Source organism: Actinomadura barringtoniae, assembly GCF_017573505.1.
Taxonomy (GTDB): domain Bacteria; phylum Actinomycetota; class Actinomycetes; order Streptosporangiales; family Streptosporangiaceae; genus Spirillospora; species Spirillospora barringtoniae.
In genome coordinates this window covers 441,329-466,038 of the sequence record NZ_JAGEOJ010000006.1, presented here as the reverse complement: position 1 = coordinate 466,038, position 24,710 = coordinate 441,329, and the positions used below count along the sequence as shown (strand labels likewise).

At 70.5% G+C, this 24,710-nt stretch carries 21 protein-coding genes; 8 read left to right on the top strand and 13 right to left on the bottom strand.

Going from position 1 to position 24,710, the window contains the following annotated elements; genetic code table 11:
• The 5 genes from J4573_RS17405 to J4573_RS17385 all read right to left on the bottom strand — a co-directional run bounded on the left by J4573_RS17405 (nt 1) and on the right by J4573_RS17385 (nt 6,200).
• Entirely contained in the window at nt 1–1,608 is a 1,608-nt protein-coding gene (locus J4573_RS17405; RefSeq protein WP_208256544.1) for an alkaline phosphatase D family protein, read from the bottom strand.
• Nucleotides 1,609–1,760: 152 nt separating this feature from the next.
• Nucleotides 1,761–2,576 carry a carbohydrate ABC transporter permease gene (locus tag J4573_RS17400; RefSeq protein ID WP_208256543.1) on the bottom strand — a complete coding sequence of 272 codons (816 nt, stop codon included), beginning with the start codon at nt 2,574–2,576 and terminating at the stop codon, nt 1,761–1,763.
• Nucleotides 2,576–3,571 (bottom strand): carbohydrate ABC transporter permease, encoded by a 996-nt coding sequence (locus J4573_RS17395; RefSeq protein WP_208256542.1) that lies wholly within the window; start codon nt 3,569–3,571, stop codon nt 2,576–2,578. The genes J4573_RS17400 and J4573_RS17395 overlap by 1 nt, the downstream gene beginning before the upstream one ends.
• A gap of 2 nt (nt 3,572–3,573) precedes the next feature.
• Entirely contained in the window at nt 3,574–4,866 is a 1,293-nt protein-coding gene (locus J4573_RS17390; RefSeq protein WP_208256541.1) for an ABC transporter substrate-binding protein, read from the bottom strand.
• Nucleotides 4,863–6,200 carry a Gfo/Idh/MocA family protein gene (locus tag J4573_RS17385; protein WP_243773113.1) on the bottom strand — a complete coding sequence of 446 codons (1,338 nt, stop codon included), beginning with the start codon at nt 6,198–6,200 and terminating at the stop codon, nt 4,863–4,865. Before J4573_RS17385 ends, J4573_RS17390 begins: the two co-directional genes overlap by 4 nt.
• A gap of 157 nt (nt 6,201–6,357) precedes the next feature.
• Between J4573_RS17385 and J4573_RS17380 the strand changes: the two genes are divergently transcribed.
• The 3 genes from J4573_RS17380 to J4573_RS17370 all read left to right on the top strand — a co-directional run bounded on the left by J4573_RS17380 (nt 6,358) and on the right by J4573_RS17370 (nt 13,005).
• Nucleotides 6,358–7,497 carry an ROK family transcriptional regulator gene (locus J4573_RS17380; protein ID WP_307796670.1) on the top strand — a complete coding sequence of 380 codons (1,140 nt, stop codon included), beginning with the start codon at nt 6,358–6,360 and terminating at the stop codon, nt 7,495–7,497.
• 222 nt (nt 7,498–7,719) lie between these two features.
• Nucleotides 7,720–11,406, top strand: coding sequence for a glycoside hydrolase family 2 TIM barrel-domain containing protein (locus J4573_RS17375; RefSeq protein ID WP_208256537.1), 3,687 nt, complete (start codon nt 7,720–7,722; stop codon nt 11,404–11,406).
• A gap of 102 nt (nt 11,407–11,508) precedes the next feature.
• Nucleotides 11,509–13,005 carry a GH1 family beta-glucosidase gene (locus J4573_RS17370; protein ID WP_307796669.1) on the top strand — a complete coding sequence of 499 codons (1,497 nt, stop codon included), beginning with the start codon at nt 11,509–11,511 and terminating at the stop codon, nt 13,003–13,005.
• A gap of 25 nt (nt 13,006–13,030) precedes the next feature.
• Here the strand turns inward: J4573_RS17370 and J4573_RS17365 are convergent, their stop codons facing one another.
• The 4 genes from J4573_RS17365 to pdhA all read right to left on the bottom strand — a co-directional run bounded on the left by J4573_RS17365 (nt 13,031) and on the right by pdhA (nt 17,769).
• A complete protein-coding gene (locus J4573_RS17365; RefSeq protein WP_307796668.1) occupies nt 13,031–14,038 on the bottom strand; it encodes a glycoside hydrolase family 6 protein in 1,008 nt (335 codons plus the stop codon).
• 122 nt (nt 14,039–14,160) lie between these two features.
• A complete protein-coding gene (locus J4573_RS17360; RefSeq protein WP_208256535.1) occupies nt 14,161–15,462 on the bottom strand; it encodes a dihydrolipoamide acetyltransferase family protein in 1,302 nt (433 codons plus the stop codon).
• A 115-nt stretch (nt 15,463–15,577) separates the two neighbouring features.
• Nucleotides 15,578–16,591: an alpha-ketoacid dehydrogenase subunit beta gene (locus J4573_RS17355; protein WP_208256532.1), complete on the bottom strand. Its 1,014-nt coding sequence runs from the start codon at nt 16,589–16,591 to the stop codon at nt 15,578–15,580.
• Nucleotides 16,592–16,602: 11 nt separating this feature from the next.
• Nucleotides 16,603–17,769 (bottom strand): pyruvate dehydrogenase (acetyl-transferring) E1 component subunit alpha, encoded by a 1,167-nt coding sequence (gene pdhA, locus J4573_RS17350; RefSeq protein ID WP_208256530.1) that lies wholly within the window; start codon nt 17,767–17,769, stop codon nt 16,603–16,605.
• 144 nt (nt 17,770–17,913) lie between these two features.
• Between pdhA and J4573_RS17345 the strand changes: the two genes are divergently transcribed.
• On the top strand, nt 17,914–18,546 hold the full coding sequence (locus J4573_RS17345) for a GntR family transcriptional regulator (protein ID WP_307796667.1): 633 nt from the start codon (nt 17,914–17,916) through the stop codon (nt 18,544–18,546).
• A gap of 10 nt (nt 18,547–18,556) precedes the next feature.
• Here J4573_RS17345 and J4573_RS17340 read toward each other — a convergent pair whose 3' ends face one another.
• On the bottom strand, nt 18,557–19,252 hold the full coding sequence (locus J4573_RS17340; RefSeq protein ID WP_208256527.1) for a GntR family transcriptional regulator: 696 nt from the start codon (nt 19,250–19,252) through the stop codon (nt 18,557–18,559).
• Nucleotides 19,253–19,368: 116 nt separating this feature from the next.
• On the opposite strand from J4573_RS17340, the gene J4573_RS17335 reads away from it, so the two are divergent.
• From J4573_RS17335 to J4573_RS17320, 4 genes are read left to right on the top strand one after another with little or no spacing between them, the layout of a single operon-like run.
• Nucleotides 19,369–20,598 (top strand): NRAMP family divalent metal transporter, encoded by a 1,230-nt coding sequence (locus J4573_RS17335; protein ID WP_208256526.1) that lies wholly within the window; start codon nt 19,369–19,371, stop codon nt 20,596–20,598.
• A 26-nt stretch (nt 20,599–20,624) separates the two neighbouring features.
• Nucleotides 20,625–21,392, top strand: a complete 768-nt coding sequence (locus J4573_RS17330) for a LamB/YcsF family protein (protein WP_208256525.1) — start codon at nt 20,625–20,627, stop codon at nt 21,390–21,392.
• Nucleotides 21,393–21,394: 2 nt separating this feature from the next.
• Nucleotides 21,395–22,030: a 5-oxoprolinase subunit B family protein gene (locus tag J4573_RS17325; RefSeq protein WP_208256524.1), complete on the top strand. Its 636-nt coding sequence runs from the start codon at nt 21,395–21,397 to the stop codon at nt 22,028–22,030.
• Between the two features lie 13 nt (nt 22,031–22,043).
• Nucleotides 22,044–22,901, top strand: coding sequence for a 5-oxoprolinase subunit C family protein (locus tag J4573_RS17320; protein ID WP_208256523.1), 858 nt, complete (start codon nt 22,044–22,046; stop codon nt 22,899–22,901).
• Here the strand turns inward: J4573_RS17320 and J4573_RS17315 are convergent.
• From J4573_RS17315 to J4573_RS17305, 3 genes are read right to left on the bottom strand one after another with little or no spacing between them, the layout of a single operon-like run.
• Nucleotides 22,874–23,368, bottom strand: a complete 495-nt coding sequence (locus tag J4573_RS17315; RefSeq protein ID WP_208256522.1) for a nucleoside deaminase — start codon at nt 23,366–23,368, stop codon at nt 22,874–22,876. The two genes, J4573_RS17320 and J4573_RS17315, sit on opposite strands and share 28 nt — an antisense overlap.
• A gap of 16 nt (nt 23,369–23,384) precedes the next feature.
• Complete coding sequence (locus J4573_RS17310) at nt 23,385–24,107, bottom strand: hypothetical protein (protein WP_208256521.1); 723 nt, start codon at nt 24,105–24,107, stop codon at nt 23,385–23,387.
• Nucleotides 24,104–24,598 (bottom strand): sigma-70 family RNA polymerase sigma factor, encoded by a 495-nt coding sequence (locus tag J4573_RS17305; RefSeq protein ID WP_208256519.1) that lies wholly within the window; start codon nt 24,596–24,598, stop codon nt 24,104–24,106. Before J4573_RS17305 ends, J4573_RS17310 begins: the two co-directional genes overlap by 4 nt.
• Between the last annotated feature and the right edge of the window lie 112 nt (nt 24,599–24,710).

The following is a 24,710-nucleotide window of genomic DNA, read 5'->3' as shown; positions in this document are numbered from 1 at the left end:
TCAGGCCTCTCGGTTCAGGCCGGGCTTGCCGGCCTCGGTCACGAAGCGGGCGGCGGTGGTCACCGGGGCGCCTGGACTGCTGACGTACGCGACGGACTTGAACTCGGAGGTCAGCGTGCCGGGGGTGAGGGTGCAGCTGACGTAGCCGCGGCGGGCGTTGTAGAGCTTCACGTGCGGGTTGCCCAGCCAGATCTTGGCGGAGGCGTCGGTCTCGCCGCCGTCGCCGTCGGAGCCGATCGAGCTGCAGACCAGCTCGGTGCCGATCGTGCGCGAGGCGGGGTCCCTCCAGTCGGCCTTGAGCTCGGCGGCGACGGCGCGGTGGATGTCGCCGGACAGGACGACCGGGTTGGCGATCTTGCTGCGGTCGAACGCCTGCCAGAGGCGGTCGCGGTTGGCGGGGAAGCCGTCCCACATGTCGTTGCTGTAGAGCTCACCGGGGCCGGTGTCGCGGTCGATCTGGGCCATGACCGTGCCGGTGCCGAGGAGGTTCCAGGTGGCGCGGGACTTCGCGAGGCCGTCGTACAGCCACTTCTCCTGGCGGGCGCCGAGGATCGTGCGCTTGGGATCGTGGCGTTCGGGGGAGTTGTCGACGACCTGCCCCGCCGGGTAGGTGTCGCGGTACTGGCGGTTGTCGAGGATGTCGAGCTGGGCCAGCCGTCCCCAGTGCCTGCGCTGGTAGAGCGCGAGGTCCGGACCCTTGGGGAGCTGAACGCTGCGGAGCGGGAGGTTCTCGTAGAACGCGCGGTAGGCGACGGCGCGGCGGCGCAGGAAGTCCGCCGGCGCGATCCCGGTCTCCGACCAGGCGTTGGCGTAGTTGTTCTGCACCTCGTGGTCGTCGGAGGTGAACATCCAGGGGAACGCGGCGTGCGTGGCCTGCAGGTTCGGGTCGGTCTTGAAGAGCGAGTAGCGCAGGCGGTGCTGCTCGAGCGTGTTGATCTCGACGCCGTGCTCGGGGCCGACCGGCAGGGGCTCGGTGCGCAGCCAGTTCGCCTTGGTGATCCCGTATTCGTAGATGTAGTCGCCCAGGAACAGGACCAGGTCGAGGTCCTCCTGCGCCATGTGCTGGTAGGCGGTGAAGTGGCCGTGGTACCAGGCGGCGCAGGACGCGGTGCTGAAGCGGAACGAGGCGGGGGTCGTGCGCGGGTCCGGGGCGGTCTTCGTACGGCCGACCGGGCTCAGCGCGTCGCCCGCGCGAAAGCGGTAGAAGTAGTCGCGGCCGGGGCGCAGGCCATGCACCTCGGCGTGCACCGAGTGCGCCAGCTCGGGCGTCGCGACGGCCTGGCCGCGCCGCACGATCTTCTTGAACGTCTCGTCCTCGGCCACCTCGTACCGCACGGTGTAGGCGCGGCGGGGCATCCCGCCGTGGCCGTCGACCGCCAGCGGCTCGGGCGCCAGCCGGGTCCACAGGACGAAGCCGTCGGGCAGCGGGTCGCCCGAGGCGATGCCGAGCTTGAACGGGTCGGACGGCACCTTGCCGGAGCCGGCGGTCAGCGCGTCGGCGTGCGCCGTGCCGGTCTCGGCTCCGGTGCCGAGCGCGAACGCGGCGGCGCTCACGCCGGTCATCGTGAGGAACGACCTGCGGCCGATCGGAGGCAGGGGTGATCTCATGCGCGGTACTCCAAGGAGGGGAGGGGACTGACGCGAGAGGGGATCAACGCGAGCGGGGATTAAGGCGAGCGGGATTAAGGCGAGCGGGGATTAGGGCGAACGGGGGCTGACGCGAGCGGGGGCTGACGCGGATGATCACTTACGGGGGTGAATCACTTGAGGCCGCCGGATGTGAGGCCCGCGACGATCCGGCGCTGGAACAGCAGGACCACCACGACGAGGGGGACGGTCACCACCACCCCGGCCGCCATCTGGGTGCCGAACGGCTGGTCGTAGCCGGTCTGGCCGGTGAACTGGGAGACGATGACGTTGGCGGTCTTCATCTTCTGGTCGTTGACCATGCTCACCGCGATCAGGTACTCGTTCCACGCGATGACGAACGTGATGATCGCGGTGGTGAAGACGCCCGGCGCGGCCAGCGGGAGGATGATCTTGCGGAACGCCTGGCCGGCCGTGCAGCCGTCGACCATGGCGGCCTGCTCCAGCTCGAACGGCAGCCGCCGGAAGAACGCGGTGAGGTTCCAGACCGCGAGCGGCAGCGCGAACGACAGGCTCGGCACGACCATCGCCTGGTAGGTGTTGATCCAGCCGATGTCGGTGAACAGCTTGAGTAGCGGGACGATCAGCAGGCTGCCGGGGAACATCGACGTCGACACGACGAGGGCGAGGACGGCGCGCTTGAAGCGGAACCGCAGCCGGGCCAGCGCGTACGCCGCCGACACCCCGATGATCAGGGTCAGCACGGTCGTCGACCCGGCCACGATGAGGCTGTTGCCCAGGGACCGGACGAAGCCGTGCCCGGGCTTGAAGACGGCGCGGTAGTTCTCCAGCGACATCGGGTTCGGCCACACCGACATGTCGAACATGTCGTTGGTGCGGCGCAGGCTGGAGACGACCATCCAGTAGAACGGCAGCAGGCAGAAGACCGCCGCGAGAACGGGTGAGAGCCGGTCGGCCACGCGCCTCATCAGTCGTCCTCCCCGATGATGTCCGCGCCGAGCAGCCGTACGAAGACGTAGGCGGCCAGCGCGATGTAGAGGAACAGCACCACCGCGGTGGCCGCGGCGGGCCCGTACCGCAGGTTCATCGCGTCGTCCCAGGCGAGCTGGGAGAGCGTCTCGACCGATGGTTTGCGGGTGCCGATGAGGACCTGCGGCAGGTCGAACATCCGCAGCGCGTCCATCATCCGGAACATCACCGCGACCAGCAGTGTGGGCTTGACCAGCGGCAACGTGATGGAGATCAGCCGCTGCCAGGCGCTCGCCCCGTCGACCTTGGCGGCCTCGTAGACCTCGTCCGGGATGACCTGCAGCCCGGCGAGCACCAGCAGCGCGACGAACGGCGCGGTCTTCCAGGTGTCGGCGATGATGACCGCCCAGCGGGCGGCCTGGCCGTCGGCGGTCCACAGCACCTCGTGCCCGAGCACCGCGTTCGCGACGCCGTCCGCCGCGAAGATCCACCGCCACAGCAGCGCGGAGATGGCCGTCGGGATCGCCCACGGCACCAGCACGCTGGCGCGGAACAGCGCCCGGCCGCGGAACGCCCGGTGCATGAGCAGCGCCATGCCGAGGCCGAGCACCGTCTCGATCGTGACCGTGACCACGGTGAAGAACGTGGTGTTCCACAGCGCCGTGGTGAACCGGTCGTTGCCGATCAGCGCGGTGTAGTTCTTCAGCCCGCTGAACGAGTCGGCCTGGACGACCAGGCCGTCGGCGTCCAGGCCCTCGCTCGTGCGGTGCAGCGAGTCCCAGACGGCCGCGACGACCGGGAAGGCGATGACGACGCCGAGCACCAGGAACGTGGGGGACAGCAGGGCGGCGGCGAGCCGACCCTGTCCGTCGCCCCGCGTACGCCGGCGTCCGCGGCCGGGCCGCTCGTGGCCTTGGGAGGGCGGCCCGGCCGGGGACGCTGCCGACGAACCGGTCTGGAGGAGTTGACCGGTTCCGGCGGACGGTTGGCTCATCGTCAGTCCGTCAACCCCGAGAGGGCGGTCTGCAGGTCGGCAGAGGCCTGGTCGACCGACTTCTTGCCGGTGATCGCGGCGGTGACGTTGTCCTGGATCGCGGCGCTGACCTCGCTGTACTTGACCGCGACCGGACGGCCCTTGGCCGCGTCCAGGCTCTTCTTCAAGACGGGCAGGTACGGGTACTTCTTGATCATCGCGGCGTCGTCGTAGAGCGCCGAGCGCGACAGCGGGAAGGACTGCTCGGTGCCGTACTCCTTCTCCACGTCCAGGCTCACGATGTAGGTGATGAAGGCGCGCGCGGTGGCCTGGTGCTTGGAGAACGCCGAGACCGACAGGTTGTTGCCGCCGAGCGTGCCCGAGCCGAGGCCGTCCTTGCCGGGCAGGGGAGCGACATCGAACTTGCCGTTCACCTTGGACGAGCCGTCGGTGGCCTCGGCCATCGCGTAGACGTAGGCCCAGTTGCGATGGAAGACGAGCTTGCCCTCCTGGAAGGCGCGGCGGCCCTCCTCTTCCTTGAGGGTGACGCCCTTGGCGGGGATGGTCCCCTTCTTGAAGCCGTCCACCAGGAACTGCATCCCGGCCTTGGCCTGCGGGGAGGTGACCTGCGGCTTGCCGGAGGCGTCGAACACCTGGCCGCCCGCGGACTGCACCGCCTCGGAGTAGTTGACCGTCAGGCCCTCGTACTTGTCGTACTGGCCCGCGAAGCAGTCGACGCCCTTGCCCGCCGAGGTCTTCTTCACCTTGTCGCAGTCGGCGGTGAGGTCGGCCCAGGTCTTGGGCGGCTCGTTGACGCCCGCGTCCTTCAGCAGGTCCTTGCGGTAGTAGAGGATGCCGGTGCCGGTCAGCCACGGCGCCGCGTACAACTTGCCGCGGTACTTACCGGTCTCCAGCGCCGCCGGCACGAACGTGGACGGATCCAGCTTGGACTCGTCCAGCGGCAGCACCCAGCGTCGCGCGGCGAACTCGGCGGTCCAGACCGCGTCCAGCCGGATCACGTCGTACGCGCTGGACTTGATCTGCGCGTTCTGCACGAGCTGCTGCCGGGTCTGGTCGCCGTCCTCGGGCAGCTCGACCAGCCGGACCTGCTCCTTCGGGTGGGCGGTGTTCCACTTGCCGATGAGCTTCTGGATGGTGCCGGTGAGGTCCTTGCCGGTGGCGAACGTGATCGGCCCGCGGCCCTCGTTCGTCGCGGGGGCGGACGAGGTCTTCTTGTCGTCGCCGCCGCAGCCGCTGAGGGCGAGCGCGAGGGTCAGCGCTGTGGCGGCGCCGCCCCAGAGTGTCCTGGTCGTCATCGGGTGGCCGTGCCTTTCGCGGGGGTATGGCTCTCGGGGTGTGATGCGGGGTGTGATGCGGAGTCGGATGCGTGGTCGTGGGGGACGTCGTTGATCGTGCCGGCGTGGCGGGCGCGTTCGGCGGCCCAGACCACGCGGTGCGAGGCGAGGCTCTCCTCGCCGTCGGTGCTCAGCGCGGACGGGTCGCCGGTGGCGATCGCCGCGATGAAGGCGTCGGCGAGGGCGGCGTCGCCCTCGTCGTGCCGCCCGTCCTGTGCCTTGTGGGCGTCGGACGTCGAGAAGGTCTCCAGCTCGCCGGTGACGAAGTCGCGCACCTGGAGCTGGATGCCGTCGCCCTCGACGCACCCGGTCGACCCGAAGATCCGGGTCTGCCGCTGGGCGTAGGGGGAGAAGGCGGTCATGGTGAACGAGCCGGTGGCGCCGGAGGGGAACTCCATGTTCACGACCTGGTGGTCCACCACGTCGTTGTCGCCGCTGTAGACGCAGCGCCCGTACGGGCCGTCCCGCAGCGCCGCCAGCACGCCGTCCTCGGTGCGGTCGGGGGTGACCGCGCCGAGCGGCCAGGCCTCCAGGTCGGGGTCGCCGAGGCAGGACAGGTAGAGCCGCTTGGCCGAGTAGGCGCAGGTCTTCTCGACCGGGCAGGTCAGGCACCGGTCGCTCGCGCCGGCGGGCTTGTTCTCGGGGCGGAAGTGCGACAGCCGCCCGAACGAGCCGATCCGGGCCGGGAGCTCGCCCATCACGTGGATGATCCAGTCGATGTCGTGGACCGACTTGCTCATCAGCACCGGGCCGGATTCGGCCTCGCGGCGCCAGTTGCCGCGTACGTAGGAGTGGGCGAAGTGCCACCAGCCGACCGGCTCCAGGTGCTGGATGCTGATCGGGGTGCCGATCCGGCCGGACTCGATCAGCTCCTTCAGCATCCGGGTGTAGGGGGTGTAGCGGAGCACGTGGCAGACGGCGAGCATGACCCCGGCGCGTTCGACGGCCTCGACGATTCCGGCCGCGTCCGCCTCGGTGGTGGCCATCGGCTTCTCCAGCAGGAGGTGGTAGCCGAGGCCGGCGAAGGCGACCGCTGGCTCGGCGTGCTCGGCGTCCTGGGTCGCGATGATCATGCCGTCGGCGAGCTTCCCGGCCGCGGCCAGGTCCCGCCAGTCGGCGAAGACATGCTCGGGCGGGATACCGTGCTCCTCGGCGAAGCGTTCGCGGCGCACCGGATCCGGCTCGGCGACGGCGACGACCTTCGCCCTCCGGGTCGCCAGCGCCCGGCGGGCATAGGTCGATCCCCGCATCCCCGCTCCTGCCACGGCGAGCGTGGGCCGGGTAGTCTCCGTCAAGGGCGCTCTCCTCTGATCCCGACGCAGTCGGCCCGGGGGGTGTGGGGGGTCGTCCCCCCTTGGACAGGGCTGACCTGCGAAGTTCTTTACGAAAGGCAGTTTCGTAAGTAAGTTGGCAATAATGTCGCCGGTCCCACGATCCCTGTCAAGAGGTACTGTGTCCGAAATCTCCCTGCACGGGGCCCTGCACGGCGGGGACCCCTCGGTGCTGCGCCGGCTGAACTCAGCCGCCACCCTGCGGGCGCTGCGCGGCGGCGGCGAGCCGACCCTCAGTGAGCTGGCCAAGCAGGTCGGGCTGTCCCGGCCCACGTGCGAGGGCGTGCTGGCCGAGCTGACCGAGCGCGGCCTGGTCTCCGAGGTGGCCCCGCGCTCCGGCTCCGGACTCGGGCGGCCCGCCCGGCGCTACCGGTTCCGCGCCGAGGCCGGCTACGCGCTGGGCATCGAGATCGACGCGCACTGGACCCAGCTCTTCCTCGCCGACCTCAGCGGCGAGGTCGTGGCCCGCCACCGGGTCGACCTGGACGTGGGATGGGAGCCCGCCGAGCGGCTGGCCGCGGTCCGGGCGGCGGTCCGGATCTGCCTGGCCGAGGCCGAGGTGGAACGCTCATCGCTGTGGGCCGTCGGCGCGGGCACCCCGGGCGTGATCGACCCGGACGGCACGGTGGCGCTGTGCACGGTCGTGCCGGGCTGGCACGGCCTGAACCTGGCCCGCGAGCTGGGCCGTTCGTTCCCCTGCAAGGTCCACGTGGAGAACGACGCGAACCTGGCCGCCATGGCCGAGCGGTGGCGCGGCGCGGCCCAGGCCGTCGACGACGTGGTGGCCGTCCAGGCGGGTCTGCACACCGGCGCCGGCGTGATCGTCGGCGGGCGGCTGCACCGCGGCCGGTGGGGCGCCGCGGGCGAGGTCGGCATGCTGCCCGAACTCGGCTGGATCGACACCACGGCGCGGCTGATCGGCGGCGGCCGGCCCGCGCTGGGCTCCGGCCGCGCCGCCGAACGCGTGCTCGTCGCGGCGGGCCAAGGCGACCCGGACGCCGTCGAGATGGTCGACCGGCTGGCCGAGGGCATGTCCAAGGGCGTGGCCGCCATGGTGCTCGCGCTGGACCCGGAGATGGTGGTGGTCGGCGGGGCGCTGGCCGGTGAACGGCTGGTCGCCGAGCTGAGCCGGCACGTCCGGCCGCTCTGCTTCAGCCCGACCCGCATCGAGATGTCCTCGCTCGGGGACGCGGCGGTCGGCCTCGGCGCCGTACGGCTCGCCCTTGACCGAATCGACGAGCGCCTCTTCCACGTCGAGTGAGACATCCGCGAGTGAACATCGGCGGGCGAACATCGACGGGTTGAACGCCCCTCGGGTGAGACATCCGACGTTCGATATTGACGGGGTGGCGGAGCGCGTTTAGCGTCCCAGGCGTAACCCGCGTGCTGATCGGGGGCAGCTCGCCTGTTGAGGAGGCGCCACCCCCCAATGCCCTCTCGCTCCCGTTCTCTTATCGCCTTTCTCGTCTCCATCCTGGTCGTCATGGCATTCCTGCCGGGAAAGGCGACGGCCACCTCTCCCAAAAGCCCCAAGGCTCCCCGGCGAGCCGTTGTGGCGCCGAGCGATCCGTACACCTATCTCGACGATCCGCAGATGGTGTCGGAGGGCCAGGAACCGCCGCACGCGATGCTGCGCCCCCGCGAGCAGGCGTGGTCGCGGCCGCTGGACGGGGACTGGCGGCTCAAGGTCGTCGAACGGCCGGACCAGGTGCCCGCGGGCTTCTACCAGCAGGGCTACGACGTCTCGAAGTGGCCGAGCGCCAAGGTCCCGCACACCTGGCAGAGCGACCGGCTCGACCATCCGGTGTTCCGCAACATTCCGACCGAGGTGTGGCCGGACGACCCGCCCAAGACGCCGCGCGACATCAATCCGACGGGCGCCTATGTCAAGCGGCTCGATGTGCCGAAGGACTGGGGCGGGCGTCGTACGTTCCTGCGGTTTGAAGGCGTGACGAGCGCCTACTTCGTATGGGTGAACGGGAAGTACGCCGGATATGACCAGGGCGGTTACAGTCCGGCCGAGTTCGACATCTCCGATGACGTTCACACCGGCGCCAATACGGTCGCGGTCCAGGTGCACCGGTGGAGCTCGGGTTCGTATCTCGAGGACTATGACCAGTGGCGTTACAGCGGCATCTTCCGTTCGGTATGGGCCTACTCCACGCCCAAGGCCTACGTGCGCGACGCCTACTTCACCACTGATCTGGACGGCTCGTACCGCGACGCCACCCTGAACGCCACGCTGACCGTGGGCAATAAGGGCGGAGCCCAGGGCACCTACACGGCCAAGGCGACGCTGATCGATCCGCGCGGCAGGCCGGTCCAGACGTTCGAGAACAAGGCCGAGGTGAACGGCGAGAGCACACCGGTCACGCTGTCGGCCGCCGTCAGCGACCCCCTGAAATGGTCGGACGAGACGCCGAACCTCTACACGGTGGCGCTGGACCTGGTCGATCCGGGCGGGCACGTCGTGCACCGGACGTCGGAGACCATCGGCTTCCGCAAGATCGAGATCAGGGACAAGCAGCTCCTCGTCAACGGCAAGCGCATCCTGATCAAGGGGGTGAACCGGCCCGAGACCGACCCCGACACCGGCCGCCACCAGACCCGTGAGCGGCAGGAGTCCGACGTCGCGCTGATGAAGAAGCTCAACATCAACGCACTGCGTACCGCGCATTACCCGTCCGACCCCTACCTGTACGACCTGGCGGACCGGAAGGGGCTGTGGATCGACGACGAGGTCGACATCGAGACCCACAACCACCAGGACTGCACCCAGCCGCCCGGCCCGACCGACTGCCCGGCCGACCGTCCCGAATACCAGAAGGCGTTCGCGGACCGCTTCGCCGCGATGATCGCGCGCGACAAGAACCACCCGAGCGTGCTGATGTGGGACACCGGCAACGAGGCGGGCCTGGGCGCGGCGCACTACAAGATGGCCGACTACGCCAAGGCCAACGAGCCCACGCGGCCGCTCTACCACCAGTCCAACACCCCGAACGGCGACGCCCCGTACGCCAACGTCTACGGGCCGCGCTACCCGACACCGCAGCAGCTGGACGCGATGGCGGCCACCACGACGCGGCCGCTCATCATGGGCGAGTACGCGCACGCCATGGGCAACAGCCTCGGCAACTTCCGGGAGTTCTGGGAGGCCGTCCGCAAGCATCCGCAACTGCAGGGAGGCTTCATCTGGGACTGGGCCGAGGCCAACCTTCGCCAGCCGCTCACGACCACGCCCGACGGCTCGTCCAACCACATCAAGAGCTGGTTGCAGGGCCTTCCCAAGAGGGCCGACGGTCATCGAGGGAAGGGCCTCTACTTTTCAGGGCTCGACGACTTCGTTGAGGTCTATCGGGATCGCAAGCTGGACCTCACCGGCAACCAGGTGAGCCTGGACGCGTGGGTGAAGCCCGCGCAGCCCTGGACCGGCGATTTCACCATCGTCACCAAGGGCAACCACCAGTACGGCCTGAAGATGCACGATCAGAACACCCTGGAGTTCTTCATCTACAGCGCCGGCAAGTGGCGGACCGCATGGGCGCCCGTTCCGGCCGACTGGTACGACACCTGGCACCGCGTGACCGGTGCCTACGACGGCTCGGCCCTGGTGGTCTACGTGGACGGCAAGGAGGCCGGGCGGGTCGCCTACTCGGGCAACATCGACTGGTCGTCGTGGGACGTCAACGTGGGCCGCAACTCCGAATCCATGCAGGACGCCCTCAAGGGCCGCATGGCGCACGGGTCCGTCGACGACGTACGGATCTACGGGCGGGCGCTGACGCCGACCGAGATGGCCGCGGGCGCAGACCCGAAGAAGGACGCCCTGCTGGCCCTGAACTTCGACAAGTTCACGACCAAGGGCACGTTCCTGTCCAACGGCGAGAGCTGGTCCGGCGACGACGGGCTCGTGGGCTCGGACCGCTACGAGCAGCCCGAACTGGCGCAGCTGGCGTGGGTGCACTCGCCGATCCGCGTCGACCGCGACGGCGGGCAGGTCACCGTCTCCAGCGAGCGTGCGTTCGCCGGAACCGGCGACCTGGAGCTGCGCTGGCGCTACACCGAGGGCGGCCGGACGCTGCGGTCGGGCACCCTGCCGCTGAACGTGGCGCCGGGCGGCAGCGTGAACCCGGCGGTCCCGGCGCCGCCCGCCAACCCGCACGGCGCCGAACGCTGGCTGAGCGTGGACGCGGTCCAGAAGTCCTCCGGGCACGTCGTCGGCTTCGGCCAGTTCTCCGTCGGCGGGACCGACGTGCCGGGCGTCCGATGGCCGGCCACCGGAACGGTGAGGACCGAGCAGGGCGACAAGGACGTGGTCGTGTCCGGCCAGGACTTCCGCTACGTCTTCGACAAGGCCAAGGGCACGCTGACCTCGATGCGCTACAAGGGCACCGAGCTGGTGAAGACCGGACCCGAGCTGGACGTGTGGCGCCCGCCGACCAGCAACGAGACCTACACGTGGGGGAGGGCCGAGGGTGAGGACTGGCGTAAGGCCGGGCTCGACCGGCTGGTCACCACCCCCGGCGCGATCACGGTGACGCCGGGCGGCGACGGCAAGGTGTCGATCTCGATTCCGAGCAAGGTCTCCGCGCCCGGCTACGCGTCCGCGTGGTTCGACCAGACGGCGACGTACGTGGTGGACGGCTCGGGACAGATCGAGCTCAGCCACAAGGTCAGCCCGCAGGGCGGCGTCCGCACCCTGCCCTACCTCGCGCGTGTCGGCTTCACGATCAAGATGCCCGACGCGTTCACGAAGCTCGCCTGGTACGGGCGCGGACCGGTCGGCAACTACGTCGATCGCAAGGACGGCGTGAAGATGGGCGTCTGGTCGTCGGCGGTCGACGATCTCTACGAGTCGTACTACCGGCCGCAGGATCACGCCAACCACGACGACGTCCGATGGGCGACGCTCACCGACGGAAAGGTCGGACTTCTGGTGAGCGGCGACCTGGAGGTCTCGGCCACCCCGTACGACGATCTGGACCGGGCGCTGTACCCGTTCGCACGCGTCCGCAACCCGGGCTGGAACACCCTGCACGTCGACCACGCGGTCACCGGCATGGGCGACACACCCAACCCTGTGCAGCCGCAATACCAAGTCCACCCGGATCAGGACTACGCGTACTCGGTGCTGATCAGGCCCGTCACCGGCTCAGGAACGATTCCGTGATTCGGAGATGACATAGGTCTTCCTCTCGCGCTCCTGGTACTGGCGAGTCACCTGACGTTCTATGAGGTCAGAGCCGGTATCGGGGGCACGAGAGGAGTCACTGTGCCCGACCCGCTTTCCCGACGGACCCTGCTGCTCGGCGCCGCCGCCGCAGGCATGACCGGAACGGTCTCGGCCTCCGCGGCCTCGATGGACGCCCTGGCCGTCCCGCTCGGCGCGCTCGCCGATCCCGCCGGGCCGCCGCTGCCGCACCCCATGGCCGAGCCGATGCGGGAGCTGGTCGGAACGAGCTTCCCGCCGGGCTTCGTCTTCGGGACGGCCACCGCCGCGTACCAGATCGAGGGCGCGGTGCACGCCGACGGCCGGGGCAAGACCATCTGGGACACCTTCAGCCACCAGCGCGGACGGATCCTGCACGGCGACACCGGCGACGTCGCCGACGACCACTACCACCGGATGAAGGCCGACCTGGACCTGATGAAGTGGCTCGGGCTGCGCGGCTACCGGTTCTCGATCGCCTGGTCGCGGATCCAGCCCACCGGGAAGGGCGCCGTCAACCACAAGGGGATGGACTTCTACAAGCGGCTCGTCGACGGGCTGCGCGCCCGCGGCATCAAGCCCATGGCCACGCTCTTCCACTGGGACCTGCCGCAGGCGCTGCAGAACCACGGCGGCTGGGAGTCGCGCGACACGGCCAAGCGGTTCGCCGACTACGCGCAACTGATGTTCGAGGCGCTCGGCGACCAGGTCGACACCTGGATGACGCTGAACGAGCCGAAGACCTTCGTGCAGAACGGCTACCGCTGGAACGTCCACGCGCCCGGCGTCAAGAGCGACGCCCGCGCCTTCGTCGTCCTGCATCACCTCATGCTCGGGCACGGCATGGCCGTCCAGGCGCACCGTGCCAGCGGCGCGGGCGGGAAGATCGGGATCGCGCTCAACATGTCGCCGGTCTACCCGTCCGACCGTTCATCCGGGGCGAAGAAGGCCGCCAACTGGTTCGACGACTTCTCCAACCGGCTCTATCTGGAGCCGGTCCTGCACGGCCACTACCCCTCCGGGCCCTACAACTGGATCGCCAAGCACAGCCCGATGCCCAAGAAGATCCGTTCGGGCGACATGGCCATCATCGGGTCGCCCATCGACGTCCTGGGCGTGCAGTACTACTCGCCCGCCTACCGGGACCGGCACAACAACGCCGTCGTCAAACATCCGCGTTCGGCCGCCAGCTGGCAGCAGATCTACCCGCAGGGGCTGGAAGACCTGCTCGTGCGCCTGCACCGCGACTACCCGAGGACGCCTCTGGTGGTGACCGAGAACGGGATCGCCACCAAGGAGTACCTGGGCAAGCACAAGCGCATCGAGGACAAGCAGCGCGTGAAGTTCATGCACGACCACCTTGCGGCCGCGCACCGCGCGATGGCCAAGGGCGTGCCGCTCCAGGGTTACTTCGCCTGGTCGCTCATGGACAACTTCGAGTGGAACCAGGGCTACTCGATGCGCTTCGGCATCGTCTACGTCGACTACAAGACGCAGCGCCGCGTGCCCAAGCGCAGCGCGCTCTGGTACCGCGACGTCATCCGGCGAGGCGGCTTCTGACCGCCCCGCCGGAGCGCTCTGCGGCCTAGTTGCCGTCGATCAGGTGAACGGCCAGGTCGGGGCTGAACTGCCCGGCCGGGACGTTCGGGCCGATGCCGCAGGGACCGTCGGAGTCGCCGGGGACCTTGACCCACAGCTCCAGCTCGGCACCACCGGTGCCGGGCTGGGGCGCGGCGCCGAGCTTGCGGCCCGCCGGGTTGCACCACTCGCCGTTGGAACCGTTGCCGTTGCGGCTGGTGTCGATCACGTACTTCTTGGCGGTGCCGAGGGCGTTGTTCACGTCGTTGGCGTAGGCGTCGGACTCGGCGGTCGTGTAGTAGTTCGACACGTTCACCGAGAAGCCGCGGGCGTTGGTGATGCCCGCGTCCTTGAGGCGCTGGGCCATCGTCGCGGCGGCGATCCACTTGGCGTTGCCGCCGTCCAGGTAGGTCCAGGCGTTCGACGCCTTGGCCTTGAGCTGGTCGACCGCGTACTTCATCAGGTCCAGGCGCAGCTGCCGCTCGCCCTCGGGGATGCAGTCGAGCTGGGCGACGGCGTCGGGCTCGACGACCACGATCGCGGGCCGGTCGCCGATGCCGCCGGCGAACTTGTCGATCCACGTACGGTAGGCCGCGGCGTCACCGGCACCGCCGTCGGAGTGGCCGTTGCAGTCGCGGCCGGGCACGTTGTAGGCGACGAGGACGGGGGTCTTCCCGGCTGTCTGGGCCGCGCCCACGTAGCCGGAGACGGCGCCCGCGATGTCGTTGTCCCAGTCGCCGAACCAGCGGGCGATCGGCTTGTCGGCGATGGCCGCCTTGATGCGCGCGGCGCGGCCGTCACCGGCGTTGTCGCGCGCCCAGCGCGCCGGGTTGGAGTCCGGGTCCACGTAGAGGTCGGTCGCCGCCTGGCTGTTGGCGGCGCCCTTCTCGGCGCCCTTCTCGGCGCTCGTGGCGGCGACGCGTCCGGCCGAGTGGTCGGTGGACGAGCAGGCGCCGGTCAGAGCGACGGCGGCGGTGAGAGTCAGGAGAGGGATGAACCGGCGGGAAATCGGCACGGGGGAGCTCCTTCGCCGATGCGGGAAAGATCGACTGGTGGCCCGGGAGCCTAGCAGCCATGATCATCTCGGTAGAGCACAATGCGCCCGCCGTCCGGGACGGCGGGCGCATCGGCGCTGGGTCAGGAGACGATCAGGAGCGGCTTCTCCAGGAGCTCGGCCAGCCGGGCCAGGAACTTGGCGCCGGTCGCGCCGTCAATGGCGCGGTGGTCGAACGAGGCCGTCACCGACATGCGCTTGCCGGGCACGATCTCGCCGTCCTTGACGACCGGCTCGTCCCGCACCGCGCCGACGGCCAGGATCGCCGACTCCGGCGGGTTGATGACCGCCGAGAAGGTGTCGATGCCGAACATGCCCAGGTTGCTGACGCTGAACGTGCCGCCGCTCATCTCGTTCGGGCCGAGCTTGCCGTCGCGGGCCTTGGCGGCCAGCGCGCGGGTCTCGGCGCCGATCTCGGCGACGCCCTTGCGGTCGGCGTCGCGGATGACCGGCACCAGCAGGCCGTCCTCGACCGCGACCGCCACACCCACGTTGATCTTCTTGTGGACGAGCAGGTTGTCCTCGGTGAACGAGACGTTGATCTCGGGGTGCTCGCGCAGCGCGGTCGCGCAGGCCTTGACGATCAGGTCGTTCACGCTGATCTTGGCGGGGGCGAGCGCCTCGTTCATGGTCGCCCGGAAGGCCACCAGGGCCTCGGCGTCCACGTCCCGGGTGAGGTAGAAGTGCGGCGCGTTCCGCTTGCTCTCGGTGAGGCGGCGCGCGGCCACCTTCCGGAACCGGTTGAGCGGCACGACCTCCACGTCGTCCCCGACCGGCTGCTGCGGAGCGGGCGCAGAGACCGGAGGGGCCGTCGCCGGAGCCGGTGCGGCCGTGGGTTCGGAACGGATCGCGGCCTCGATGTCGGCGCGGACGATCCGTCCGCCCGGACCGGTGCCGGTGATCGTCGCCAGGTCCAGACCGTGGTCGCGGGCCAGGCGGCGCGCCAGCGGAGACGACGGCGGGCGCGACGCGGGACGGCCCGACCCGTTCGACGCCGGAACGGCTGCCACCGGAGCAGGCGCGGGAGCGGGCTTCTCGGCGACCGTGACCGGCTCGGGCGCCGGGGCAGGAGCAGGGGCCGGAGCGGGCTCGGGCTCAGGCTTGGGCTGCGCGGGCGCGGGCGCGGCCGCCGGGGCGGCGGCCGCGGCACCCTTGGGGGCGATGACGGCGATGGGGGCGCCGATGGCGGCCGTCTCGCCGTCGCCGACCAGGATCTTCTCCAGCACGCCGGCCTCGTAGGCCTCGTACTCCATGACGGCCTTGTCGGTCTCGATGTCGACCAGGACGTCGCCGACGGCGATCTCGTCGCCCGGCTGCTTCTGCCACGCGCTGACGACGCCCTCCTCCATCGTGTCGGAGAGGCGGGGCATGAGGATCTCGGTCATGGGGTCTCCTGGCCTGGACTGAGGAGCGGAGGGAGCGCAGCGACTGGAGCGACGAGGGAAGGCCAGGAGTTGATGCCCCATGACCCGCCGTGCCGGAGGCGCGGCATTGAACACGTCATCGGACGGTCTCCAGGCGGCGGCCGCGCGCGGCCAGGGTCTCGCGCACGGCGGTGATCAGTGAGTCGGCGGAGGGCAGCGCGGCCAGCTCCAGCGGCTTGGCGTAGGGCAGCGGCACCTCCGCCATCGCCACCCGGCGCACCGGCGCGTCCAGCCAGTCGAACGCGCCCTCCTGGATGCTGGCGGCGATCTCGGCGCCGATGCCGTACGTCAGCCAGTCGTCCTCGGCGACGACCGCGCAGCCGGTCTTGCGGACCGAGTCGACGACGGTCTGCCGGTCCAGCGGGCGCAGGCTGCGCAGGTCCACGACCTCGGCGGAGATGCCGCCCGCGGTCAGGGTCTCGGCGACCTCGGCGGCGACGTGCGCCATCCGCGAGTAGGCGACGATCGTGATGTCGGTGCCGGGACGGGTCACGGCGGCCTTGCCGATCTCGGTCGGCTGGACGTCGGCGGGCTCGACCGGCATCTCACCCTTGGTGTTGTAGAGGGCGAGGTTCTCCAGGAACAGGACCGGGTCGTCGTCGCGGATCGCGGCCTTCAGCATCGCCGACGCCTCGGCCGGCGTGCTCGGCGCGAGCACCTTCAGGCCGGGGATGAACGAGTAGAACAGCTCCACGTTCTGCGAGTGGGTGGCGCCGAGCTGCTGGCCGCCGCCGCCCGGCGTGCGGATGACCATCGGCACGCTGGCCTGGCCGCCGAACATGCCGTAGATCTTGGCGGCGTGGTTGACGATCTGGTCGAGAGCCAGCAGCGAGAAGTTGATCGTCATGATCTCGACGACCGGGCGGAGGCCGAGCATGGCGGCGCCGATCGCGGCGCCGACGAAGCCCTCCTCGGCGATCGGGGTGTCGCGCACGCGGCGCGGGCCGAACTCCTTCAGCAGCCCTTCGGTGATCTTGTACGAGCCCTCGAAGACGCCGATCTCCTCGCCCATGAGGAAGACGTTCTCGTCGCGGAGCATCTCGGCGCGCAGGGTGTCCCGGAGGGCCTGGCGGTAGGTCATGAGTGCCATGGGTCTCCTCCTCAGACCTGCGGGAACACGGCGTCGGCGGGCAGCCGGCGCTGCTCGGTCGCGACCGGGGTCGCGTAGGTGTAGTCGAACAGCGTCGACACGTCGGGGTGCGGGCTCTCGTCGGCGAACGCGGCGGCGGCCTCGACCTCGGCGGTGATCTCGGCGTCGATCCTGTCGCGGTCGTCGTGCGACAGGATGCCGGTCTCCTCCAGCTCCAGCGCGAAGCGGGCGAGCGGGTCGGCGGCCTTCAGCGCGTCCTTCTCCTCCTTGGAGCGGTAGCGCGCGGGGTCGACGACCGAGTGGCCCTTCAGCCGGGGGCTGGTGGTCTCCAGCAGGTACGGCTTGCTCTCGGCGCGGGCGCGGTCCACGGCGATCTTCGCGGCCTTCTGGACCGCGACGACGTCCGTGCCGTCCACGCGGGCGCTCTCCATCCGGTACGCGGCGCCGCGGCGCCACAGCTCGGGCTCGGCGGCGGAGTTCTCGATCGTGGTGCCCATGCCCAGGCCGTTGTTGACCACGACGAACACGACCGGCAGGTCCCAGAGGGCGGCCATGTTGAGCGACTCGTGGAAGGCGCCGATGGCGGTCGTTCCGTCGCCCATGTGGCACATCACGACCTCGTCGCCGCCCTTGTAGTTCACGGCGAGCGCGGCGCCGGTGGCGAGCGGGAGCTGCCCGCCGACGATGCCGTAGCCGCCGAGCAGGCGCGCCTTGGCGTCGAACATGTGCATCGACCCGCCCCACCCCTTGGAGACGCCGGTCGAACGGCCGTACAGCTCGGCCATCACACGCGGGGCCTCGATGCCCTTGGCCAGCGCGTAACCGTGCTCGCGGTAGTTGGTGAAGAGGTAGTCGCTGGGACGCAGCGCGGCCATCAGGCCGACGACGGTCGCCTCCTCGCCCAGGTTCAGGTGGCAGTAACCACCGATCTTGGCCTCGGTGTAGGCCCGTCCCGCGCGTTCCTCGAAGCGGCGGACCAGCAGCATCTGCCGGTAGTAGGCGACGAGGGTCTCCGCGTCGGCGCCCGGCTGCGCGGGCGCGGCCGCGGGTGCCTTCGTGGTCGCCTTGGCGGCGGCCGACGTGCGGGGGGCCCGCTTGGCGGTGCTCTTCGTCCCGGTCGCGGAGGTCGTGCGAGCCGTACGGGAGCTGGCCGGCCTGGCCTTGGTGGTCTCAGCCATCGGTTCTTCTTCCGTGCGTGGGGCGCGTGTCCACGGGATCCGCCGCAGATCACTCATCGATCATCATTGATCAATGATCGATCATATGCCGAAACCCCAGCGTGTCAAGGGTCACTTACGGTGCCTACCTCTACGATGTCCATCGTGAACGCGACCGACGACGCTCCGCTGCTGCGCACCGGGCTGGCCCATCAGATCCGCGAGTTCATCGTGGAGGGGATCACCACGGGCCGCTTCGGGCCGGGGGAGCGGATCGTCGAGCGCCGGATCGCCACCGAGCTCGGGGTGAGCCAGGGCCCCGTACGGGAGGCGCTGCGTCAGCTGGAGGCGCTCCGCCTGATCGAGTCGCTGCCGAACCGCGGCGCCCGCGTCCGCGCGTTCACCGAGCAGGACATGGTCGAGATCTTCCCGGTCCGGGCGGGCCTGGAGCGCACCGCGGTGGAGCTGGCGCTGCCGCGCCTGGGTGACCGGCTGGACGCCCTGGAGGCCCAGAACCGGCGGCTCGCCGACGCCGCCGAGACCGGCGACCTGGCCGCCCAGATGCGGCTGTCGATCGACTTCCACCGCGAGATCGTCGAGGCGGCCGGCAACCGGCTGCTGATCTCGGTCTGGGAGTCGCTCGGCATCGAGCTGTGGACCACGCTGTCGCTGCGGCTCCACAAGACCGAGATCTACTCCAAGTCCGCCGAGCACGCCCAGCTGATCGAGGCGTTCCGCCGCGCCGACCCGGCCGCGCCGCGCATGCTGCACGACCACGTCATGAACTACGCTCCGTGAGCGCGGCGGCTCACCCGGAGGCGGCAGTGAGCTGGGCCTCGGCGTTGTCCAGATAGTCGCGCAGCTCGCGTTCGGCGGCCTCGATGTCGCCGGCCTGGATGAGATCGGCCAGGCGGCGGTTGCGGGTCAGGTAGGGCCCGTGGAATGCGCCCGGCGACCCCATGTGGTGGAACGCCAGCCGCAGCTCGGCCAGCAGCAGGCCCATCATCTCGTTCAGGCGCGGGCTGCCGCACAGGCCGACCACGGCCTGGTGGAAGTGCAGGTCGGCGGTGCCGACGTCGGGGAAGCGCTCCTCGGCCGTGGCCTGTTCGCCCTCCCTGACCGCGGCCTCCACGTGGGCGAGGTCGGCGGCGGTGGCGGCGGACGCGTTCCGTACGCCCTCGATCTCCAGGATCCGCCGGGCCCGGTAGATGTCGCCGATGTCGGCGGCCGAGAGCGTGCGGACGAAGACGCCCCGGTTGAACTCGTGCACCAGCAGCCGTTCCTGCACCAGCAGCCGGAACGCCTCGCGCAGCGTGTTGCGGGACACGTCGGCGGCCTCGGCGAGCTCCTTCTCGGGGAGCTGCGTGCCGGGGACCAGGCGGCCGGTGATGATCTGCTGCCGGAGCAGCACGGCGACCTTGGCCGCGGTGCTGGAGCGGTCGAGTTCGTGGCGCGACGCCTTGATGTCACCGAGCCACGACGGTGACTCGGGTGCGGCGGTCATTCCGCCAGCGTAGACCCGGCGCCACCGACTTCGCATCAAAGAGGGTATTGCTGGATTGTTGAACAATCCTTACTCTGCTGGAAAGGTCCGCACCTCTCTTCATGAGGGAGCCCCCCATGACGGACGGCATCACGCAGGAGAAGGTCAAGCCCGCACCGGCCCGATCGCATCGCGCCGCGCTCCTCGGAGCCATGTTCCTGATGGCGACCAGCGCCATCGGCCCTGGGTTCATCACCCAGACCACCGTCTTCACCGCCAAGCTCGGCGCCGCGATGGCGTTCGCGATCCTGGTGTCGGTCCTGATCGACATCGCGATCCAGATGAACGTCTGGAGGGTGGTCGGCGTCTCGGGACGCCGCGCCCAAGATCTCGGCAACCGGGTCGTGCCGGGCGCCGGCTACCTGCTGGCCGCGCTGGACCTGTTCGGCGGGCTGATCTTCAACATCGGCAACGTGGCGGGCTGCGCGCTCGGCATGAACGCCATGTTCGACCTGGATGTCAAGATCGGCGGCATCGTCTCCGCCGCCATCGCGATCGGCATCTTCCTGATCCGCAAGGCCGGCGTGGCGATGGACCGGATCGTCATCGTGCTCGGCCTGGTCATGATCCTTATGACCCTCTACGTGGTCGTGGTCTCCGGGCCGCCGGTCGGGGACGCGCTCAAGCAGTCGGTGTTCCCCGACGACGTCGACTTCCTGGTCATCACCACCCTCATCGGCGGCACGGTCGGCGGCTACATCGTCTACGCGGGCGCGCACCGCATGATCGAGTCCGGGGTCACCGGCGCCGAGAACGCCGGGCAGATCACCCGCAGCTCGATCAGCGGCATCCTCATCACCGCCGTCATGCGGATCCTGCTGTTCCTGGCGGTGCTGGGCGTGGTCGCGGGCGGTGTCACGCTGAACGCCAAGAACCCCGCGCCGTCGGCGTTCCAGCACGCCGCGGGCGAGGCCGGGCTGCGCGTCTTCGGCCTCATCATGTGGTCGGCCGCGATCACCTCGGTGATCGGCGCCTCCTACACCTCGATCTCGTTCCTGGTCTCGTTCTCGGGCTGGATCGAGCGGCAACGCAACTGGCTGGTGGTCGCGTTCATCGCCGTGTCCACGGTCATCTACCTGTGGATCGGCAAGGCCCCGGTCAACCTGCTGATCTTGGCGGGCGCGCTGAACGGGCTGATCCTGCCGGTCGGGCTCGGGCTGCTGCTGTGGGTCGCCGGGCGCCGCCGCGACCTGCTCGGCGGCTATCGCTATCCGGCCTGGCTCCTCGCGCTCGGCGTCATAGCCTGGGCGGTATCGCTGTACGTCAGCTACCGCGCGCTGACCGACATCCCCAAGCTCTGGCACTGACGAGAACCGGACCCGAAAGGAGAATCGTGCGCATCGATCTGAACAGCGACCTCGGGGAAGGCTTCGGTCGCTGGGAACTCGGCGACGACGACGCCCTGCTGTCCGTGGTCACCAGCGCCAACGTCGCGTGCGGCTTCCACGCGGGCGACCCGACCGTGCTCCGCCGCACCTGCGCCGAGGCGGCGCGGCGGGGCGTGGCCATCGGCGCGCACACCGGCTACCGCGACCTGGCGGGGTTCGGCCGCCGCTTCGTCGACGTGCCGCGCGCCGAGCTGACCAACGACGTGCTCTACCAGCTCGGCGCGATCCGCCAGTTCGCCGAGCTGGCCGGGTCGCGGGTGGCCTACATCAAGCCGCACGGCGCGCTCTACAACGCCATCGTTCACCACGAGGAGCAGGCGCGGGCCGTGGTCGACGCCGTCACGGCGTTCGACCCCGGCCTGCCGGTGCTGGGCCTGCCGGGGTCGGCCTGGCTGAGGCTGGCCGAGGAGGCGGGCCTGCCGGTGGTCCACGAGGTGTTCGCCGACCGCGCCTACACGCCCGAGGGCACCCTCGTGCCGCGCCGCGACCCCGGCGCCGTGCTGCACGACCCGCGCGAGGTCGCCGAACGCTGCGTGCGGATGGCGACCAAGGGCGAGATCGTCGCCATCGACGGCAGCGTCATCACGGTGAAGGCGGCGTCGATCTGCGTGCACGGCGACACCCCCGGGGCGGTGAAGATCGCCCGGACCGTCCGCGACGCGCTCGAAGAGGCGGGCGTCGCGCTCGCCCCCTTCACCGCGACGACGGTGTGACGATGCGCGTCCTGCCGAACGGTGACGCGGCCGTTCTCGTCGAACTGTCAGACCTCGATGAGATGCTCGCGCTCTACGCGACGCTGGAGGCCGATCCGCCCCCCGGCGTCGCGGACATGATCCCGGCGGCCCGCACGGTGACCCTCGTGCTGGAGCCGGGATCGGATCCCGCCGTGGTGACGATCGCCGTTCACGGCGCGGCCGAACAGGCCCGAGGACGTCCCCCGGGGGCGGCGTCCTCGGGGCCCGAGGCCGTGGAGATCCCCGTCGTCTACGACGGGGCCGACCTCGACGAGGTGGCCAAGCTGACCGGTCTCACTGCGGGCGAGGTGGTGGCGGCCCACACCGGCACGCCCTGGCGAGTGGCCTTCGTCGGGTTCGCGCCCGGTTTCGGCTACCTGGTCGGCGGCGACCCGCGGCTGCGCGTGCCGCGCCGGCAGGTGCCGCGCGTACGGGTGCCCGCGGGCTCGGTGGCGCTGGCCGACGAGTTCAGCGGCCTCTATCCGGTGAGCTCGCCCGGCGGCTGGCAGCTCATCGGCCGCACCGACATGCCCCTGTGGGATCTCGAACGCGACCCGCCCGCCGTGCTGCGCCCCGGCGTGCACGTGCTCTTCCGCGCTACCTCCGGACTCTGGTGAGGTCGATCGCCGAGTGAGGAGGTGGCTTGAGGTGGTGGAGACCGGGTTCTTCGCCACCGTTCAGGATCTCGGGCGGCCCGGCCGGGCCTCGCTCGGCGTCGGAACGTCGGGCGCGGCCGACCGCGACGCGCTGCGGCTGGGCAACCGCGTGCTCGGGAACGCCGAGGGCATGGCCGGAATCGAGGCGACCCTGGGCGGGCTCGTGCTGCGCTTTCACGGCGGCGCGTTCGCGGCGGTGACCGGCGCGCCCGCGCCCATCAGCGTCGATGACCGGGCCGAGGCGCCCTACTCGGTCTTCCATGTGCCGGACGGTGCGGTGGTGCGGCTCGGCGCTCCGCCCACGGGGCTCCGCAGCTACCTGACCGTACGCGGCGGGATCGACGTGGAGCCCGTGCTCGGCTCGCGTTCCACCGACACGCTCGCGGGGCTCGGCCCCGGCACGCTCAAGCCCGGTGCCGTCCTGCCGATCGGCAGGTCCGAGGGGCGGATCATGGTGGACGCATTGCCGGTCGCGCCGCCGCCCGGAGGAGAGGTGGAGTTGAGGGTCCTGCCGGGCCCGCGCGACGACTGGTTCAGCGAGGCCGCGATGCGGACGCTGCTGTCCGAGCCGTACGAGGTGACCAGCGAGATCGACCGGGTCGGCATGCGCCTGACGGGCCCCGTGCTGGAGCGGGTCCGCACGGGCGAGCTGGCCAGCGAGGGCATGGTCACCGGCGCGCTGCAGGTCCCGCCGTCGGGCATGCCCGTGCTGTTCCTCGCCGACCACCCGCTGACCGGCGGCTACCCGGTGATCGCGGTGGTGCGGTCGGCGGACGTCGGGCGGGCCGCGCAGGCCCGCCCGGGTCAGTTGCTCCGGTTCCGCTTGAGGTAGTTCTGGCGGTGCAGGTCGTGGATCTGCTCCTCCAGCTCCGGTGCCGGTCCCTCGACCGTGATGCCGGGGGCGACCTCCTGGACGGGGATCGGCCGTACGGGCGAGGGCCCGGCGCCGAGCTCGTCCAGCCACGCGGTGAGCTGGGCGGAGGAGGCCACGTAGACCACGCGCCCCACCCCGCACCAGCCCTGGGCCGCCGAGCACATCGGGCAGTGCTCGCCCGAGGTGTAGAGGGTCGCCCCCGCGCGCTCGGCGGCCGGCAGGTTGAGCGCGGCCCAGCGGGCCAGCTCGAACTCCGGGTGCGCGGTCGGGTCGCCCGAGGTGGTCTCCCGGTTGCGGCCCTCGGCCAGCGAGGCGCCGTCCGCCGAGGCCAGCACCGACCCGAACGGGTCGTCGCCGTCGGCGAGGGCCTCGCCGGCCAGTTCCACGCAGCGCCGGAGGTGGTTCAGGTCGGTCTCGGAGATCATGATCCCCAGATTACGGCTACTTCGGCTTGGCGCCGCCGTCCGGGGGCACCGGCTTCACCCCGGCCTTGTCCGGGTACTGGTGCGGCGGCGGAGCCTGGGTGTCGCAGTCGAGCTTGCCGCTCGCCGGGACGATCCGTTCGACCGAGCCCGGGTTGCCGCCCGTCACCGCGAGCTGCTCCTTGTTGAGGTAGCCGATGAACAGCTGCTTTCCGGGCGGCAGGGCCGAGCGCTTGAAGACCAGGACGACGTCCTTGCCGCCGCCCGCCTGCTCACCGTCCATGACCGCCTTCACCCCGGGGCCCTGACCGGCCGGGCTGAGGGTCGCGTCGTCCCCGGGTCCCTTGCAGAACGTGCCGACCTTGACGAGGACCGGGAAGCCCGCCTTGCGCAGCGCCGCCTCCAGACCGGCGGGGTCCTTGAAGTAGGCCTGCTTGGTCCACTTCACCTGCACGTTGCCGTTGGCCAGGCTGTCCAGCGTGAAGCCCGCCGTACGGATGTGGATCGAGCCCGTTGTGGTGTTGAGGGTGGAGTCGTCGCCGGGTGGGGCGGTGGCCGGGTTGATGAGGGTGAGGGCGGGCACGCCGAGCGCCAGCCCGGCCGTGGCCACCCCGGCCGTCGCGACGATGCGGCGGCGGGCGCGGCGCCTGCGCGCCGTGGCGACGATCTCCTCGACCGGGGTCGCCATGGTGACGCCGTCCATCGAGCTCTTCAGGGCGTCCAGTACGTCTGATTCGTTCACGATCCCTGCTCCAATACGAGGTGGTCGCGCAGTGTGCTCACCGCGCGGGACAGATGGGCGGTGACGGTCCCCGGCGCGATGCCGAGGACCTCGGCCGTGGTCTTGGTGTCGAGATCCAGGAAGACCCGGAACGCGATCACCTCCCGCTGCCGCTCCGGCAGCCGCCGCAGCAGCGCGAGCAGCGCGGGGTCCAGGCCGGTGCCGGACACGGACTCGGCGGCCGGGGCGTCCGGCGTCTGGTCGCCGTCCTCCAGCGCCACCTCGCGGCGGCGCCGGCGCCACCACGAGACCCGGGTGTTGAGCGCCGTCCGCACGATCCACGCGGGCGGTGCCGGATGGCGGCGCACGGTGGGCCACGACGTCCAGGCCCGGGTGAACGCCTCGGCGACCAGATCCTCGGCCAGCTGCCGGTCGCCCACGGCGGCGAGGACCGCGCGCAGGCAGGCGTCCCGGCTGGCCGCGTAGAACTCCTGGAACTCCAGCTGATTCACACCTCGTACACGCTCCGGGCGAGGGTTTCGCTTACCCGTATAACGAGCGCGTTGTGCCGCAGGTCATACCGGTCTAGAGTCGAAGCGCTTCGACGGTCCAGAATGATCGCGA